The 16,465-nt window shown below is 61.2% G+C and carries 17 protein-coding genes; 9 read left to right on the forward strand and 8 right to left on the reverse strand.

From position 1 onward, the window contains the following. Positions 1-57 precede the first annotated feature (57 nt). Complete coding sequence (locus NW858_RS14445) at positions 58-348, forward strand: DUF3082 domain-containing protein (RefSeq protein WP_414333236.1); 291 nt, start codon at positions 58-60, stop codon at positions 346-348. Between the two features lie 41 nt (positions 349-389). Here NW858_RS14445 and sixA read toward each other — a convergent pair whose 3' ends face one another. From sixA to murA, 3 genes are all read right to left on the reverse strand, one after another. Continuing rightward, positions 390-971: a phosphohistidine phosphatase SixA gene (gene sixA / locus NW858_RS14450; protein WP_414333238.1), complete on the reverse strand. Its 582-nt coding sequence runs from the start codon at positions 969-971 to the stop codon at positions 390-392. Positions 972-1,052: 81 nt separating this feature from the next. Beyond that, the gene (locus NW858_RS14455; protein WP_414520750.1) at positions 1,053-3,185 is read right to left on the reverse strand and encodes a transglycosylase SLT domain-containing protein; all 2,133 of its coding nucleotides are present in this window, start codon (positions 3,183-3,185) and stop codon (positions 1,053-1,055) included. Positions 3,186-3,288: 103 nt separating this feature from the next. Beyond that, positions 3,289-4,623: a UDP-N-acetylglucosamine 1-carboxyvinyltransferase gene (gene murA, locus NW858_RS14460; RefSeq protein ID WP_414520768.1), complete on the reverse strand. Its 1,335-nt coding sequence runs from the start codon at positions 4,621-4,623 to the stop codon at positions 3,289-3,291. Positions 4,624-5,044: 421 nt separating this feature from the next. Between murA and NW858_RS14465 the strand changes: the two genes are divergently transcribed. The 4 genes from NW858_RS14465 to NW858_RS14480 all read left to right on the forward strand — a co-directional run bounded on the left by NW858_RS14465 (position 5,045) and on the right by NW858_RS14480 (position 8,504). After that, positions 5,045-5,698, forward strand: coding sequence for a DUF3386 domain-containing protein (locus NW858_RS14465; protein WP_414520751.1), 654 nt, complete (start codon positions 5,045-5,047; stop codon positions 5,696-5,698). A 122-nt stretch (positions 5,699-5,820) separates the two neighbouring features. Continuing rightward, positions 5,821-7,089, forward strand: a complete 1,269-nt coding sequence (locus NW858_RS14470; RefSeq protein WP_414520752.1) for a GNAT family N-acetyltransferase — start codon at positions 5,821-5,823, stop codon at positions 7,087-7,089. 23 nt (positions 7,090-7,112) lie between these two features. Next, a complete protein-coding gene (locus tag NW858_RS14475) occupies positions 7,113-7,718 on the forward strand; it encodes an Npun_F5749 family FMN-dependent PPOX-type flavoprotein (RefSeq protein ID WP_414333245.1) in 606 nt (201 codons plus the stop codon). Positions 7,719-7,919: 201 nt separating this feature from the next. Continuing rightward, positions 7,920-8,504 (forward strand): hypothetical protein, encoded by a 585-nt coding sequence (locus NW858_RS14480; protein WP_414333247.1) that lies wholly within the window; start codon positions 7,920-7,922, stop codon positions 8,502-8,504. Between the two features lie 13 nt (positions 8,505-8,517). Here NW858_RS14480 and folD read toward each other — a convergent pair whose 3' ends face one another. The 3 genes from folD to xseA form a co-directional block, all read right to left on the reverse strand. Continuing rightward, positions 8,518-9,387: a bifunctional methylenetetrahydrofolate dehydrogenase/methenyltetrahydrofolate cyclohydrolase FolD gene (gene folD / locus NW858_RS14485; RefSeq protein ID WP_414333248.1), complete on the reverse strand. Its 870-nt coding sequence runs from the start codon at positions 9,385-9,387 to the stop codon at positions 8,518-8,520. 144 nt (positions 9,388-9,531) lie between these two features. Next, positions 9,532-9,768 (reverse strand): exodeoxyribonuclease VII small subunit, encoded by a 237-nt coding sequence (gene xseB / locus NW858_RS14490; RefSeq protein WP_414333250.1) that lies wholly within the window; start codon positions 9,766-9,768, stop codon positions 9,532-9,534. Further along, entirely contained in the window at positions 9,749-11,035 is a 1,287-nt protein-coding gene (gene xseA / locus NW858_RS14495; RefSeq protein WP_414520753.1) for an exodeoxyribonuclease VII large subunit, read from the reverse strand. The genes xseB and xseA overlap by 20 nt, the downstream gene beginning before the upstream one ends. A gap of 77 nt (positions 11,036-11,112) precedes the next feature. On the opposite strand from xseA, the gene NW858_RS14500 reads away from it, so the two are divergent. From NW858_RS14500 to NW858_RS14515, 4 genes are all read left to right on the forward strand, one after another. Then, complete coding sequence (locus NW858_RS14500) at positions 11,113-12,243, forward strand: AI-2E family transporter (RefSeq protein ID WP_414509537.1); 1,131 nt, start codon at positions 11,113-11,115, stop codon at positions 12,241-12,243. A 174-nt stretch (positions 12,244-12,417) separates the two neighbouring features. Further along, positions 12,418-12,861: a ubiquinol-cytochrome c reductase iron-sulfur subunit gene (locus tag NW858_RS14505; protein WP_414333255.1), complete on the forward strand. Its 444-nt coding sequence runs from the start codon at positions 12,418-12,420 to the stop codon at positions 12,859-12,861. A 71-nt stretch (positions 12,862-12,932) separates the two neighbouring features. Continuing rightward, entirely contained in the window at positions 12,933-14,069 is a 1,137-nt protein-coding gene (locus NW858_RS14510; protein ID WP_414509538.1) for a glycosyltransferase family 4 protein, read from the forward strand. A gap of 104 nt (positions 14,070-14,173) precedes the next feature. Continuing rightward, positions 14,174-15,034 carry a PRC-barrel domain-containing protein gene (locus tag NW858_RS14515; RefSeq protein WP_414520754.1) on the forward strand — a complete coding sequence of 287 codons (861 nt, stop codon included), beginning with the start codon at positions 14,174-14,176 and terminating at the stop codon, positions 15,032-15,034. Positions 15,035-15,085: 51 nt separating this feature from the next. Here NW858_RS14515 and NW858_RS14520 read toward each other — a convergent pair whose 3' ends face one another. Further along, positions 15,086-16,066: an alpha/beta fold hydrolase gene (locus tag NW858_RS14520; protein WP_414520755.1), complete on the reverse strand. Its 981-nt coding sequence runs from the start codon at positions 16,064-16,066 to the stop codon at positions 15,086-15,088. A 24-nt stretch (positions 16,067-16,090) separates the two neighbouring features. Continuing rightward, positions 16,091-16,315, reverse strand: a complete 225-nt coding sequence (gene infA / locus NW858_RS14525) for a translation initiation factor IF-1 (protein WP_011434173.1) — start codon at positions 16,313-16,315, stop codon at positions 16,091-16,093. Between the last annotated feature and the right edge of the window lie 150 nt (positions 16,316-16,465).

Raw genomic sequence — 16,465 nt, forward strand, 5'->3', positions numbered from 1 at the left:
AAACTCCCACATTGTACCTGCAGCCTAGAATAAAGGTGAGTTTTCCAGTGCTGCCCCATGTCTTCCTCCTCACAGGGATCCCCCCATCCTTTCAGTGCCCTCTTGGGGGCCACCATTGCCGTCAGTCTGGGCTACGGGTTCTTGCAACTGCTGCTCTCGATGGTGACCAAATTGCCGCCAATCGATGTCGAGACTGGATCGCTGGCGCGCGGGATCAGCATCCTGGTGCGTTATCTCCTGGTCGGTTCCGTTTCCCTGATCGCCTTCATGTTTGCCATGGTGGGGTTGGGGCTGGCGGCCTATTCTGTGCAATTGCTGGGAGAGCGGCTAACATCTTCTCAGCGCTGAGCCTGGCTTCTGGCCGACTTAGTTTGCGTTGGGACGGCTGCCTAGCGCAACACCACCTTGGGCGAGAGCAACAAAGTCAGGGATCCCTGGCAGTGGTCAATTCGGCCTTCGGCAAAGCGCACCTGGGCCAGGCCCGCCTTTTTAAGGGTGATCGCGTGGGCATTGGCCGGGTTTAGCCCAACAGCCGCTTGCACCCACAGGCTCAGATCCGGCTGGTGACCGACCAGGGCCAAAGACGTGAGGGATCCCCGCTCTGCCTGCCAGCGCACCAAGTCGGCAAAACTGCCGCCCGGAGCCAGCGGCTCAAACACCTCCACCGCTGCGGCCAGGTTCTCGTCCAACAAGATCTCGGCGGTCTGCCGCGCCCTCACCAGGGGACTGGTGAGCAGGAGATCCCACTTCCAGCCCATGCTCTTGAGCTGGCGGGCCACCTTGCGGCAGCGCTTGCGACCTTCGTCTGTAAGGGCTCGCAAGGCATCCTCAACTTCTGGCCGGGGTTCTTCGGCTATGCCATGGCGGATGAAGTCCACAGCCAATTCCTGCCGGGCAATCTGCTTCTCAGTTGCTCCCTGAGAGTGCTCCCCACCGCGAACGCCCTCCTGTTGTTCAAGCCCAGAGATCATCGAACCCCGTCCCGTCAATGCAAACGGCACCGTCAAACTTTGCCCAGACACTCTCCCAGAATACCCTGGGGGACGCTCTCTCTACGAGGAGGGGTTGTGCAGGCGCTGGCCGACCAAAGTGCGCCCTTCCTGGGTGTAGAGCTGCCAGTAGTTCCAGTAGTTGCCAAAGACAGACTTCACATAGCCCCGCGTTTCGGCGAAGGGGATCTGCTCCACAAACACATCCGGATCTTCAAAGCCAAAGCGGCTCAGCCATCTGGCCACGTTGCCGGGGCCGCCGTTGTAGCTGGCCAGGGCCAGCAGGGTGTTGTCTTGATAGGTGCGGTGGGTGTAGTCGAAGTACCAGGATCCCAGGTAAAGATTGTCGGCGGGGTTGGTGAGGCTGTATTGGGCTAGGCCAATTTGTTGGGCAATCCAGCGCCCGGTGGCAGGCATCACCTGCATCAAGCCCAGCGCCCCTGAGGCCGAGACGATCTCCGGCTCAAAGCGGGATTCCTGCCGGATCAAGGCCGCCACCATCAGGGGATTGAGGTTAAATTGCCGTGACCAGCGGGCCAGGCCGGGCCGGGCATAGGGATCCCCGCCCCAGGAATTGTCTGGGCCGGCGTAGTAGTGCAGCGGATAGACGGCCTGCCAGAAATCTTGGCGCTGCCTCAACGTCTCCAGCAGGGGATCCGGCTCTTCGCTGAAGCGCAAAGCGGCCACCTGGTTGATACCCCGCAGGTGCTCTCCGGCACTGTTGCGCAGAATACCCGTGACAAAGCGCTCAGCCACACTCATCTGGCGGGGATCCCGTTGCAGCACGGCCATTTCCCCCTGCCAGCGTTCCCAGGCCAGTTGGCTGGCTCCCATCAAGTGCAAAGTTTGCGTGGCCTCAGAGACCCCCGGCAACGGTAGCCGCACCGGCTGAAAATCCACCTCCACCCTTTGGCGCCCGCTGTAGAAATCCCCCACCGGCCAGCCCAGTTGCACTGCCGACCGCCAGGCGTAGTAGGTGTGGGGAAACTGTTGCAGCACCTGTTGATAGGTTTGCCGCGCCGCAGCCACATCCCCCAGCCGTTCCCGCCATTTGCCCGCCCAGTAGAGCAGTTGCGCCCCCATTTCCGTATCCCGCTGGGCGGATCCGATCTGTTGGGCCAGGGCGATGGCTTGGCCGAGATTGCCCGCTTGCGCTTGACTCCAGGCAAGTGTCCAGGCGGCGTTGGCCGCGGCTTCGCTGGCCGGAAAGCGCTCCCAAAGAGCTTGCCGAGCCGCTTGGGCCGATTGCGGGCTGGCATGGCGATCGTAAAGCTGGCTGAGGCTGAGCAACGCTTCTGGAGCCTCTCTATCCGAGCCGGATCCCGCCTGGCGCAGCAGCTCGATTGCCGTCGACAGGTCGCTCAATTCTGCCAAACGGCGACGGGTGAGGGAAGCCTCTGGCCCATTGGGAAATTGAGCCAGCAGCGCTTGGTAAGCCGCTCTCGCCTGGGGAAACTCCCGCGAGATCTGGTGGCTGCGGCCCCAGCGGTAGAGATTCTGAGAGGTGGCGGGGGCACGCCCATAGGCGCGGGCAGCTTTGCCGTACTCCCGTTGTTCCCAATAGGCATCGGCCAGGATCTGCCAGTCGGAAGCCGTGAGGGATCCCTCCTGAGCCTGCCGCCAGCGATCCAGCAGCGTCGTTAACCCAGGGGTTTGTGGGTGATGCAGAGCCAAATCCCGCAGCAGGTCGTAGCGGTCGGGATCCCGCTCCAGCAAATGCTGGAGGGCGCGGCCAGTCAGCGGGTGAGTGGGAAATTGCTGCCGCAACTGATCCACCTGGCCCATCCCCCAGAGGGCATAGGCGGCCACCGGGCTGTGGGGGTACTCCTGCAAAATCTTGGGCCACCAGATCCCTTGGGCTGTTGCCTTATCCTGCAACTGCTCGTAGGCTTGGGCCCTGAGCTTCCAAATTTCCTCCCGCAGAACCGGCAGGCTCTCTTCCAACCCCTGCAAACCCTGCAGGGCCAATTGCGCTTGGCCGGCCTGCAGCGCTGCGTAAGCCCGCAGAAAGGCCGTTGTGGAAGTGTGGGGCAGTTGTACCGGATCCCTGCCCTCTGGCGCCGCAGCCACCTCCACGGTTTCTGCCCAGGATGAGGTGTAAAAGCCCCAGATGGCCCCGCCCAGAGCCGCTCCTGCCGCCAGCACACCGGCAACCCATCTTGCCCAGCACCGTTTGCTGCCTGTCAGGATACCCATGCTTTGTCTCTCTGCAACCTCTGACTACGATACTCAACCCGACTGCGTTGGGTCACCTGGGATACCTGTACCGCAGGCATTGGGCCCGGCAGTCGTTTATGAGTTACTTGCCAGATTGCAGGATCCGCGGCGGACTTTCACTGCGGTACACCTTGGCCCCGACATCGCGCAGCTTTTTGTCGATGGCCTCGTAGCCGCGATCGATGTAGTGGAGCCCGTGGATCGTAGAGCAGCCTTCAGCCGCCAGGCCGGCCAACACCAAGGCTGCCCCCGCCCGCAAGTCCGTAGCCACCACCGGCGCCCCCGACAGCGACGGCACCCCCCGGATCAGGGCCACCCGGTTCTTCAAACGAATGTCCGCCCCCATGCGATTGAGCTCGGGAATGTGGTGCATGCGGTTTTCAAACACCGTCTCCTCGATGGTGCAACTGCCCTCGCTCAGGGCGGCCAAGGCCATGATCGGCGCCTGCACATCGGTGGGAAAACCCGGATAGGGCAAGGTCTGGATATCGGTCGCCTGGCAGAGCCAGCCCGAACTGAGCTGAGCCGGGGCAATGCGCAGCCGGTTGGGGCCTTCTTCTTCGACCCGCAGCCCCATGTCACGCAGCTTGGCGATCACCGCCCGCAAGTGATCGGGAATAACAGGGCCAACCGTGAGGTGAGAGCGGGTAATGGCCCCGGCAATAAGATAAGTGCTGGCCTCGATGCGGTCGGGAATAACCGTGTACTCGGTTCCATGCAAGCGGGGCACCCCCACCACCACAACCGTGTTAGTGCCAACACCGCGAATGCGGGCCCCCATCGCCTGACAAAAACGGGCCAAATCCGCCACTTCTGGCTCTTGGGCGGCATTTTCAATCACCGTTTCCCCATCCGCCAGCGTAGCGGCCATCATCAGGGTTTCAGTAGCGCCGACGCTGGGATAGTCCAGGTAGATGCGGGTTCCCACCAGCCTACGGGCATAGGCATGAACAACCCCATGTTCGATTTGCACGGTCGCCCCCAGCGCCTGCAGGCCCCGCACGTGTAGATCCACCGGACGGGAGCCAATGGCACAGCCGCCCGGCAGGGGAACTCTGGCTACCCCCAACCGCGCCAACAGGGGCCCGATGATGAAAAAGCTGGCCCGCAACTGGCTGACCAATTCATAGGGAGCTTGGGAAGTTTTGAGGGAGCTGGCATCCAGGTCGAGGGTATTGCCCACATGGGACACTTTAACCCCCAGGGTGGTCAGGATCTGCCCCATGCGTTCAATGTCCAGCAGACGCGGCACGTTGTGAATTCGGCAAGCCTCAGGAGCCAAAAGGGATCCGGCCATAATCGCCAAGGCAGAGTTTTTCGCCCCGCCAATGGGAATGTGGCCGCTCAAGGGCTGCTTGCCAGTTATCTGCAGCACTGGCCCTATCATTTCGGGTGAGGGTGTAACTAAGGATTCCACCCTGCTGACGTGCTGGAACTCTGCCGTGAATTCTCCCAATCTTCCTCCTCAGCCACAGAAAATATAGAGCACACAAGCAAGGCTCTTCCAGGAAATACTCTGGAGAGAGAAGCAGCCAAAAGGTCAACCAGAAACTTGGTAGAGGAAGGAAGAGAAGTTCTGCCCCTATCTTACCCAAGTTCCTCAGTTTGCGGCAGCAGTTGGGGCAACTCGGCCAAAGAATCCTATTCCGCCGGCGCCAACAGAATCCAAGCCCCATCTGGAAGTGCCCTACGTTACGCCGAAAGAAGCAGACCGGTCTCCGCACATCCCCAAAAAAGATGCCCCATGTTAGATATAGACTCCTACTGGGTTGGGCCCAGCAGCCAGAAGCAGTATGATACTCGTGAGAAATGCTTGCAATAGCCATAGGAGACAGTCGATGATCGCCACTCAAGTCTCTGCCCAAGAGTTGTTTCGGGCCGCCTACGAAAATCGCTACACCTGGGATCCCGACTTTCCGGGCTACAGCGCCGAGGTCACTTACTGGGATGGGGAGCGCACTTTTGTGGGGCAGGTGCGAGTGGGGGCAGACCTAAAGGCCACCGTTACGGGCGTGGAGGATGAGGAAGCCCGGAAAGCCATTCACAATCAACTTTGGGAAATTGCCATTCACCGGGTGCGCCGCAGCTTTGCCGAGACCCACGGGAACAACACTTTCCGCTATGGGCAGACCCTACCCGATGGCACCGTGGAGATCCTGGTGGGGGGCAAAGCCGAAGGGGATCGCTACCACGTGCGCGACAACCAAGTAACCCTGGTGCATCGGCATATTCATGGGGTGGTGGTGACCATCCACACCTTCAGCAGCCACGACACGGGCGAAGGCTACCTCTCTCACCGCTACGATTCCGTCTATCACGATCCCCAAACGGGTGAGCAAAAGGGCGGGCGCAGCCAATTTGAGGATCTCTACACCAAAGTCGGCAAGTACTACATCCTCTCGGAGCGACGCATTCAAACAGAGACGGAAACCGGCCCTGTGGAAAAGCGCTTTACCTTCCGCAACTTGGCGTTGCTGGATGCCGGGGCTTAATTGGCCAAACGCCAACGCAAAACCCGATAATCATGAACTTTATGGCAGCAACGACCTCCTCAGTTAGAATTAGAAAGGAAGCCTGAGCTATGCTTTGAATATTCTCCCGCCTACACTTTGGCATGAACACCCCTGCGGCAAAGCCCGACCCAGATTCCAAAGCCCCTACCGAGGTTCCCGAACTGATTCTCCGCCCCGCTCAACTGGGGGATCTGGAGGCGGTGGAGGAGATCCTGGCGCAAGCCTTTGAGGAGGACTACAGCAGCCGCTCGGTGGATATTCGTCGCCAGGTGCGGCGGCTACGTCAGTGGTATGGCCCCCTGAGAACCCTGAGCCTGTTTCCCAACCGCTTTCAGCACATGTTTACCGTCCATGTGGCGGAGCTGGAGGGCAAAATCCAGGGGGTCATTCAAGTTTCTCCCTTTAACCATTCCCGCAGCACCTGGCGGGTGGATCACATTGCGGTGGCGCCTTCGGCCCAGCGGCAGGGAATCGGGTCTAAGTTGCTCAGGCACTGCACGGAGCACTTTCGCGAGGCCCACACCTGGATTTTGGAGGTGAACATCCACAATAAGGGGGCAATGGCCCTCTACCGACACAACGGCTTCCAGCCCTTGGCTCAGATCACCTATTGGTCGATCCCGGCGGAGATTCTGGCTGCTCTCAGCCGGCACGAGGCCAAGTTGCCCAACCTGGTGCCGGTGACCAACCGCGATGCCTACGCCATCTATCAACTGGATACGGGATCCATGCCGGCCACTGTGCGCCAGGTGTACGACCGCGACGTGAGCGACTTCCGCACCAGCCCACTGGAGTGGCTTTTGGAACGGGCCAAGTGTGCCATCAGCCAAACGGAACGGGTGGAGATGTGTGTCTATGAGCCCGAGCGGAAAACCGCCATTGGCTATTTCAACCTCAAGTTGGATCGGACGGGGCAGCAGCCGCACGTGGCCAAACTCACAGTTCACCCTGCCTATACCTGGCTCTATCCTGAGCTCATGGCCAAGATGGCCCAGCTCACCCAAGCTTATCCCCCGCAGGCTTTGGCCTTGGCTTCCACCGATTACCAACCGGAGCGGGAGGAGTTTTTGCTCAAGCTGGGCGCCCAGGATGTGGAGCGGACGCTGCTGATGTCGCGCTCGGTGTGGCATAAGGTGCGGGAAGTCCGCTCCCCTTGGTATAGCGAGTATCTCGCTCTGGTGCTCCAAAAATTGCCGGTGAAGCAGCCGGTGCCAGAACGCTTTGAGGGGCTGGCGGAGGGCTGGCTGGAACATCCCTTTCATTCTCTTCACCCAACTGTGCCGGATCCCAATGCCGTTCGCGCTACTCAGCCGGAGTCCTCACCGGGGTGCGCCAGAGACTCGCAATCAGAGGCTCCTCCCCCTCCCTAGTTGAAGTCTTGGCTGGCACCCCCATGAACCCGTTAGCCAGGGATCCCTCTTGGCGGATGTTGCTCCAGGCGGCCCTGCACCGCAACCGCAGCGATCCCGGTGTACGCTATTTGCAGCTGGCTACAGTGGATCCCCAGGGGCATCCGCGTAACCGCACGGTGGTTTTTCGGGGGTTTTTGGGGGACACCGACCGCATCCAGTTGGCGGTGGACGGCCGCAGCGAGAAGCTTTGCCAGATCGCCCACTGCCCGCTGGCTCAGATCTGCTGGTATTTCAGCAAGACGCGCGAGCAATTTCGCATTGCCGGCACTCTGGAGGCCATCACCGCCGATCATCCGGATCCTGAAGCGCAGCAGCAGCGGCAGCAGTTGTGGCAACAGATCTCGGAAAAAGGACGGCTCCTCTGGTTTTGGCCGGAACCCAAGGGGCCTCTTGCCTCGCCCGAGGCTTTTGTTCAAAAGCTGCCGCCAGAGAAAGCTTCATGGCCGCCTCCGACTTTTGTGGTGCTCCTGTTGCAGCCGACTGAGGTCGATCACCTGCAGCTCAAGGGGGATTCGATCTATCCCCAACGGCGAACGGTGTACGAGCGCAAGCTGCAAGGCTGGCAATGCCGAGCGGTCAACCCCTAGAAGGGATCCCAGCCGGTTTCAAGCTGGCGTGGGGCAGCGCCTTTCGAGAGAATGTTGAAATCTTGAAGAGAATTAAGAGAATAAAGGTGTTAACGTAGCTGAACAATCGTCCTGTTCCGTGCCCACCCCACCGACGCTGTGAGGGTGGCCGCTCGGGTTTTTCTCCATCTGGTATGTAGCATTCCTGGTTGCGGTAATCTGATGTTCGCCTTGATCCCCTCATTTCCTGACCGCATTGCCCAAGCTGTTGCCGCTCTTCTTGCCGGCGGGCCGTCGGTGAACATGACTGCGAAAGGCAAGGGATCCCTGTTTTTAGCTGCCGCCTTGTTTGGGGTGAGCGTTGCCGTGCAGGGGTTGAGAGCACAAACTCTGGGGAGACCGACGCCGGAAGCTCTAGAAGACTCGGTTGAGGGGAATGTTGCTCCTGTTCTGCTTGCAGAAGCGGCCTCACCCTCGCAGACCGGCCCCACCTCTGCCCGCACAGGCTCCTTTCGTGTTGGCAACCGCACCCCCCATCCGGTGCGGGTGGTGATCTTGATGCGCAGCGGCGGGCGGCTGCTCAACCCAGAAACGGCCCACTGGGATTTTGCGCCCGGAGAAGGCGGTAGCGAAGGATTGGTGCTGAGCTTGGGGGAAGAGCCGCTGCAGATCGGCCCCGGAGACATTGTGGTGGCTTTTGTCCTCGATGGAACCCGCCGCTACTGGGGGCCGAACGTGGTGGGAGAGTCTCTGGCCCCGTTTTGGAATGAGGAGAGCGGCTCCTGGTCGATGATCCTGCAGCCTTAGGGCAGTCTCCAAGCTACAGGTGGCTGCGCAGTTTGTAGCTCTCTAGGGTGTTGGCCAGCAGCATCGCTACCGTCATGGGTCCCACACCACCCGGCACGGGCGTGATGGCGGCGGCCCACTCCTTGACTGCCGCGTAATCCACATCTCCCACCAATTGCTCAGATCCGTCGGGGCCCTGGATACGGTTGATGCCTACATCGACGACCACGGCTCCCGGTTTTACCATCTCTGCCTTGAGCAAGTGGGGGCGACCGACGGCCATCACCACAATGTCGGCGGCGCGGGTTACTTCGGCTAAGTCGGGGGTGCGGGAATGGGCCAGGGTAACGGTGGCATCGGCAGCCAACAACATCAGGCTCAGGGGCTTGCCCACCAGGATGCTGCGACCGACCACCACCGCCTTTCGTCCGGCAATCGGGATCCCTTCCGCTTGCAACAGGCGCATCACGCCCAGGGGGGTACAACTGCGCAGGCCGGGCTCGCCGCGCAGCAGCCGGCCCAGGTTGAGGGGGTGAAGCCCGTCCACGTCTTTGTCGGGGTCGATGGCCAGAAGGGGCGGGATGGGATCCCAGCCGGGGGGTAAGGGCAGTTGCACGAGGATGCCATCGACGCGCTCGTCCTGGTTGAGTTGGGCGATGGCGTCGAGCAGGTGGGCGGGGGAGTCTTGGGCGGAAAAATGGCGGCCAAAGGAGGCGATGCCCACCCGCTCACAGGCCCGCTCTTTGCCGCGCACGTAAGCTGCACTGGCGGGATCCTCCCCAACCCGCAGCACCGCCAATCCCGGCGGACGCCCCACCCGCGGCAGCCAAGCCTGCACTTGGGCGGCCATCTCCGCTTGCAGGCGGGCGGCCAAGGCTTTGCCATCCAAGATCTTGGCGGACATAGAGGGCGCCCCAAGAGATCTTGACAACTTGACCATCTTCAGGGGCGCCGCCCCCTTCGTCAAGTCTTGCCGCCGTTGAGAAACAGCAGCAGGGGCACCTGGGGCCTTTGCCCAGTTTTTTGGGCTGCCCCATTCCCCCCGGCTCTAGAACTCGCGCGACTCTTCTTCGCCGGGCCCTAACTCCTCAATGAGGATCTCCACCTGCTGCCGCTTTTCCTCCAAAAACTGGGCGCAGCGCTTTAGGGTCTGGGCGGCCTGCTGGAAGCGCTCCACCACCTCTGCCAGATCCAGCTCTCCCGATTCGATCTGGGCGATCAGACTTTCCACTTCGGCGATGGCTGCTTCGTAGCGCCAGGGATCCTCACGTTTGCGGCGGCTCATGGCTCTCCTCCACTCGGGCCCAGAGGCTTCCCGAGGCCAGTTGTATCCTCAGCCGGGTCTGCGGCGGTAGGTGGTGGGTGCGAACCAGGGATCCCCGTTCGTCCCGCACCAGGGCATAGCCCCGCCTGAGGACGGCGGCAGGGTCGAGGGCTTGCAGGTGCTCCTGGAGGGCCTGTTGGCGCTGTTGGTGATGGTGAAAGCGGTGGCGCACCGCCTGCACTAGGCGCTGCTGCCGTTGGGTCAAGCTCTCCTGCGCCTGTTGCAGCAGCCGCTCCGGATGGATTTGGGCGAGATGGCGCTGGGTGTGCTGGAAGCGCCGCCGTGCCCTCTCCAAAGCCTGCAGCGTGCGTTCGATCAACTTCTGACGCAACTGGGATCCCTGGCGCTGCAATTCCCGCAGATCGGGCACGATCCGCTCGGCCGCCGCTGTGGGGGTGTGGGCCGCGTAGTCGGCCGCGTAGTCCGCCAAGGTCTCGTCCCGCTGGTGGCCGATCCCCGTCACCACCGGAATAGGGCACTCGGCAATGGCCCGCACCACCCGCTCATCGTCGAAGCAAGCCAAATCCTCGCCGGATCCACCCCCTCGAGCAATCAGCAGCACTTCCGCCCGCCCATCCCGTGCCACCCGGCGAATGGCCCGCACAATCGACTCCGGGGCCGCTTCCCCTTGCACCTGGGCCGGCGAAAACAGCACCCGCAGCCCGGGGTAGCGCTGGTTGAGGGTGCGGCGGATATCGCCCCAGCCGGCGGCGTCGGGAGAGCTGACGACGGCAATGCACTGAGGGTGGGTAGGTAGAGGCCGCTGGTTGTCGAACAGGCCCTCGGCAGCCAGGCGGGCCTTGAGCTGCTGCAAGCGCCACGCCAACAGCCCCTCGCCCGCCGGCAGCAGTTGCCAGATAACAAGGCGATAGTAGCTGCCGCCGCTGTAGATGCCGATTTGCCCCAGCGCAAGCACCTGTTGCCCCACTTCCGGCCAGAAGCTGAGCCGGGCAGTCTGGCTTTGCCACACAACCCCCTTGAGGACATCGCCGCTTTCCGGATCCACCAAGGTCAGAAACAGGTGGCCGTTGCGGTTGCACTGGCAACTGGAGACTTCTCCAACCACCCACAGCCTGGCCAAGTAGGGATCCCCGGCCAGCAGCGACTTCAAGTAGCCGGACACTCCCCCCACCGAGAGGAGAGGGACTTCCTCGGCAGGAAAGGATTCTGTCCCGAAGTCGAGGCCATCAAAGGCCAGAGCCATTGCTTGCGGATCCAGATCGCGCATACGGCGCTTCCCCATGGGAATGCTCGGGATCCCATCTAGAATAGGCGACGACAGGACGAGAGAGGAGGTGAGCTGCGGTGACCTTCGCCCATTGGCTGGGGCTGGCAGCGCTGCTGGGCCTGTTGGTTCTGCTCTGGCAGATCCGGCAGATCCTGCTATTGGTGTTTGCGGCCATCGTCTTGGCAGTAGCTTTGGACACCCTGGCTCAGATCCCGCAGCGCTACGGCTTTCGCCGCGGCCCCTCGCTCCTCATCACCGGTTTGACGGTTCTGGTGGGGGCGATTCTGGTGGGGCTGATCGTAGTGCCTCCCCTGGCGGATCAGTTGCGGCGGCTGTTTACCGATGGGGTGCCCGCCGGGATCGTGCAGGCGCAGCGGCTATTTGAGAGCCTCATCCTCTCGTTGCCGACGGATATCGAGCTGCCGACGCTGCGGGAGTTGGCCAATAGCCTCGTGCCCCAGGCCACTGAGTTGGTGCGCCAGGTGCGGGACTTTTTCTCCCAGTCCTTCACCGCCTTCTTTGCCACCCTGCTCAATCTGTTGTTTGTCATCATCCTCACCATCCTGCTGTTGGTGGATCCCCAGGCCTACAGCCGCGCCTTTGTCTCGGTTTTCCCCGCCTTTTACCGCCCCCGCGTCCGCTACATCCTCAAGCGCTGCGAGCTGGCGCTGCGAGGGTGGCTGGTGGGGATCCTCTTCACCAGCAGCCTGGTGATGCTGCTGAGCGGCATTGGGCTGTGGATTTTGGGCGTGCCTTTAATCTTGGCCAATGCCGTGCTGGCGGGACTGTTTAATTTCATCCCCAACATCGGCCCCACCTTGAGCGTGGTCGCCCCCATGCTGGTGGCCCTCACCGATGCCCCCTGGAAATCGCTGGCGGTGCTGGGGCTCTACATCTTCATCCAACAGTTGGAAAGCAGCGTCTTCACCCCCATCGTCATGTCGCGGCAGGTGTCGCTTTTGCCGGCTCTGACTTTGGTGGCCCAAATTACCTCGGCCTTTTTCTTCGGGGTGCTGGGCCTGTTTTTGGCTGTGCCCTTGGCAGCCATCCTGCAGGTGTGGATCCAAGAGGTGCTGATTCGGGATGTGTTGGATCCTTGGCAGGGATCCCGGACGCTCCCCTTGCTCAGATTGGAGAGCAGGGCAGACCAGAGCTCCACCCATCTGCCGGACTCCGCCTCGCTACCGCAATCGGCGCCAACAGATTGAAGCAACCCAGATGCCTGCTGCGGACTTTGGCCAGAAAAAATGGGGCTCAGCTCTGGCCGAAACTGTCTTGGCGTAACAAAATATTAAGGGCAGCACTTGCATTGGGATCCCTTGCGGGGCAGGCTGTTGCTGGCCCACGACCGACATTTGGCAGATATTTAGGGACACATAGCCATGTACAACAATCGTCGCGGTTTTCTTCGCTGGTTGGCTCTCGGTTTCGGCTCGCTGGCGGGTTTGTTACCGGCCTTGGCCCGGCGCCGTTTTGCCCTTGCCCGGGAAACCAAGGCTCCTGAACCAGAGTTTGTGAAAGTGGCCAACCTCGCCGATTTCAAAGATGGCCCCTTCAAAGTGGAAAACGCCTTTGGAAAGAACACCGCCACCCTCTGGTTGGTCAAGGATCCCCAAAAAGAAGACTCTTTCCTGGCTCTGGATGCCGCTTGTCCCCATGCCGGGTGTGACGTGGACTGGCGGGGGGAGAACTTTGTCTGCCCTTGTCATGGCTCGGCCTTTGCTGTCGATGGCAGCCGTACCCGGGGCCCGGCCAAGGCCGACCTGACCGCTTACAAAGTTAAGGTGGAGAAGGAGGAGATTTTCGTAGCCAAAAGCCAATCCTAGGCGGGTAGCCAGCTTTCTGCAAAAGCAGGTAATGGGCTGAGCCAATGAGGCCACCCAGGGAGCGTTGCTACTTGCGCTATTTGTTTGTCTCCACCCCCGTTGGCCCGCTCGGATCGGGGGCTGGCGGCGGCGTGGAGCTCAATCTTGCCAACCTGACCCGTGTCTTGCTGCAGATGGGATCCCAGGTGCGGGTGTTGGCCCCCGAGGGATCCCAAATCGACGCATTGCCGGTGGAGGTGATCGAGGCGGTAACCGGCCTTCCCCCGACCTATGCGCAAAGCCAGCGTCGCGACCAGCCGGTTCAGATCCACACCCCCTCTCTGCTGGCCAATCTGTGGCAGCGGGCTGCCCAACTGCAAGACCAGTTCGATCTGATTGTGAACTGGAGCTACGATTGGCTGTCGTTTTATTTGACGGATTTTTTCCGCACCCCGGTGGCCCACATCGTCAGCATGGGATCCCTCAGCGACGCCGTCGATCAGGCCTTGGAGCACATTGCGCAGACCTACCCTGGCCGGCTGGCGGTGCACTCGCGAGCCCAAGCCCAGACCTTTGCCTTTGCCCGCGCCCAGATGGCGGCAGGTCGGGATCCCTTTGTCTATCTGCCCTGCGGCGTTGATCTCAGCCGCTACGACTTTGTGCCCGAAGGGAACGGATCCCTGTGTTGGATTGGCCGCATTGCTCCGGAAAAGGGCCTGGAAGACTGTGCTGCCCTGGCCGAGAAGACGGGAAGATCGGTGGTGCTCCTGGGCCACCTGCAAGAGCCAAGCTACTGGCAGCAGATCCAGGAACAGTACCCACAGGCCCAACTGGATTACCGAGGGTTTCTGCCCACATCGCAAATGCAGCGAATTTTAGGGCAATGCTCCGCCTTGGTCATGACCCCCAAGTGGGTGGAAGCCTTTGGCCTGGTGGCAGTGGAGGCTTTGGCTTGTGGCGTGCCGGTGATCACCTACCGGCGCGGGGGCCCGGCGGAAATCGTTGGCAATGGCGAAACCGGCTGGGTGGTGGATCCAGACGACGTGGCGGCCTTGGCCAGGGCTGTAGAAAACTTGGATCGCATCGACCGCAGCCGCTGCCGACACCATGCAGAACAGCGCTATTCCCTGCAGGCCATGGCGGAGCGGTTTTTGGCCTGGAGCGAGGCAATTGGCCGGGATCCCATCTGGGCAGCCCGCGAGGGAGGAGACAGGCAATGGTACTATTAACTTGATTCTGGCAATCTGCGCCAGACGCGCAGCCCAACGACGCGAACATTTTGACTTACGACAGGGAAACCACCATGACGACTGGGAAAGGATCTGTTGCGCTGGTGCGATCAGAGGTTCGTCGGCGGTCACAGGTTCTGGGAACGCAGGTGATCAGCCAGGTCAATGCGGCCCGGCTCGGAGTAGTTAGCGAAGTTTGGGCAGATCTGGAAGCCAAGCAAGTGCTGGTGCTGGGGGTGCTGGAGAAAGCCTTTGCCGGATCCCCACGGTTGCTGGAGCTGCGGCAAGTGACGGCCTTGGGCCAGGATGCCATCCTCGTCCCCAACGATGAGGTTTTCGACGACTTGGATTTGGAAGGCCTGAGCCGGGTGGTTGGCAGCGAGGTGGTTACGGAAGAAGGGATCCGCCTCGGCAAGGTCAAAGATTTTCAATTTAACTCCGTCTCCGGCCTGATCACGGGTTTAATCCTCTCCAACCTTGGCCTCACCTTTTTGCCCGGCTTTATCCTCAGCACCTATTTGCTTCCGGCTGATGAGATCGTCTCGGTTGGCGGCGAGCGCCTCATTGTTGCCGATGGCGCCGAAACCCGCCTGACCCAACTGGCCAAGGGAATCTTGGAAACCCTGGGACTCGGCAAGCCTCCTTGGGAATCCGGAGTCAGTCCTGCCCCTGCCCTGCCCAGTGCGGTCGAGGGTTACGCTGTTGAGGAAGACTACGAAGAAGAATACGAGGAGGAGTACGAGGAGGGCGCAGAAGAAGACCCCTACGCCGAAGCAGAGCCGGAACCTCAGAGCGAGGCGACGCCTCCCCGTCGGCCCGAGCCGCCTCCTGTCTCTGAACAACCGGAATGGGAGCAAGAGTACGCCAAAGAGGAAGCTCCTCCTTCTCCTCCCGAGCCCACTCCTCCCCCCTCTACGCCCACGGATATCGACCCCTGGGAAGACAAGTCCGGCGAGCCCACCTGATGGCGGAACGTATCCCATCCCCAACGGATGCGACGCCTGGGGCGTTGAGGTCTATCCCGGCAGGGCAGGATCGGCCTCGGCTAAAAAGCGCAAAGCCACCGATAAAAAAGCTTGCGGCGCTTCGATGTGGGGGAAAGCAGCTCCCGGCAATCGGTAAACCGGCACCTCTGGCCGCAGAGCGCGATACCGCTCCACCTGCTCAAGGCCGGTAAGGCGGTTCTGTTCCCCCCAAACCAAAGCCATGGGTTTGGCCACAACGCGAAAGTCGTCTTGAATGGGCAAATTGAGTTTGCCGGTCAAAAAAGAACGGGGGGCAAATTGGGCCCCCGCCTGGTGAGCCGCCTGATAGTAGTAATCCACCACCGCCTCCTCCAGAGCATACCCCGGCGAGAACAGGCTCTGCTCCGTAAACAGACGTATATTCCAGGGGGCGGTGATGCCGTTGTAAAAGGCTAACCCCAACACAGGCAGGCTGAGGAAGCCGTAGAGGGCCTCGGCCAAAGGGATCCCCAGCGCCGGGGGGATAAGGCTGTTGTCTCCCAGGGGGGCGATGAGCAGCAGCTTCTGCCACTGCTGAGGTTGCAGCCGGGCCGAGCGCAGCACAAATCCTGCCGAGAGGGAATTGGCGATGGCGTGGCAGGGCCGCCCGATCACCTGCCGAACAAAATCCCTGATCAGCTCGGCGTAGAGATAACCGGTGTACTCCAGATCGGGGCGCTCCGAGTTGCCCCAACCCAACCAATCCAAAGCATAAACCTGATAGTGCTGGCTCAGCTCCGCCATGATGGCGCGGAACTCGTAGCTGGAAGAGCCGGCCCCGATGCCGTGCAGCAGCAACAAGGGCTGGCCGGATCCCGCCACTTTGTAAAACAGGCGATGGCCCCGCCAAAAGTGGTGCCTCTCCTCTCCCGGCAACAGGCTGGGCAAAGGCTGGGTGCGAGAAGCAATCCAGGCGTTGAGAACGGCCAGAGCGCCCACCCCGCCGGCTGCAACCCAAAGACCGGTCTTGAAAACTTGGCTCAGCTCCTTCATGAGCAGCAACCCCCGCCGGGGATCCTACTTTTTCTTGAGGCGGTAGGTGATGCGCCCTTTGTTGAGGTCATAAGGGCTGAGCTCCACCTTGACCCGATCTCCGGGCAGGATCTTGATGTAGTTACGGCGAATCTTGCCGGAGATATGAGCGAGCACGTTGAAGCCGTTATCCAGATCCACCCGGAACATGGCGTTGGGCAGGGACTCTGTGACGACCCCTTCCATTTCAATGGCATCTTCCTTAGACAAGGAGACCTCCCAAAAAACGACACAGTGAGCAACCCACTCCTCACAGCCGCGACGACACGCGCTGTTAAGAAGTGAAAAAATACTCCACCTCTTCTATCCTAGCTGTTGCAGTCCTTCACTAGGGGATCCTTCAGCTAGAAACCGCAGGAG

The organism is Synechococcus sp. H55.10 (assembly GCF_047502715.1).
GTDB lineage: Bacteria > Cyanobacteriota > Cyanobacteriia > Thermostichales > Thermostichaceae > Thermostichus.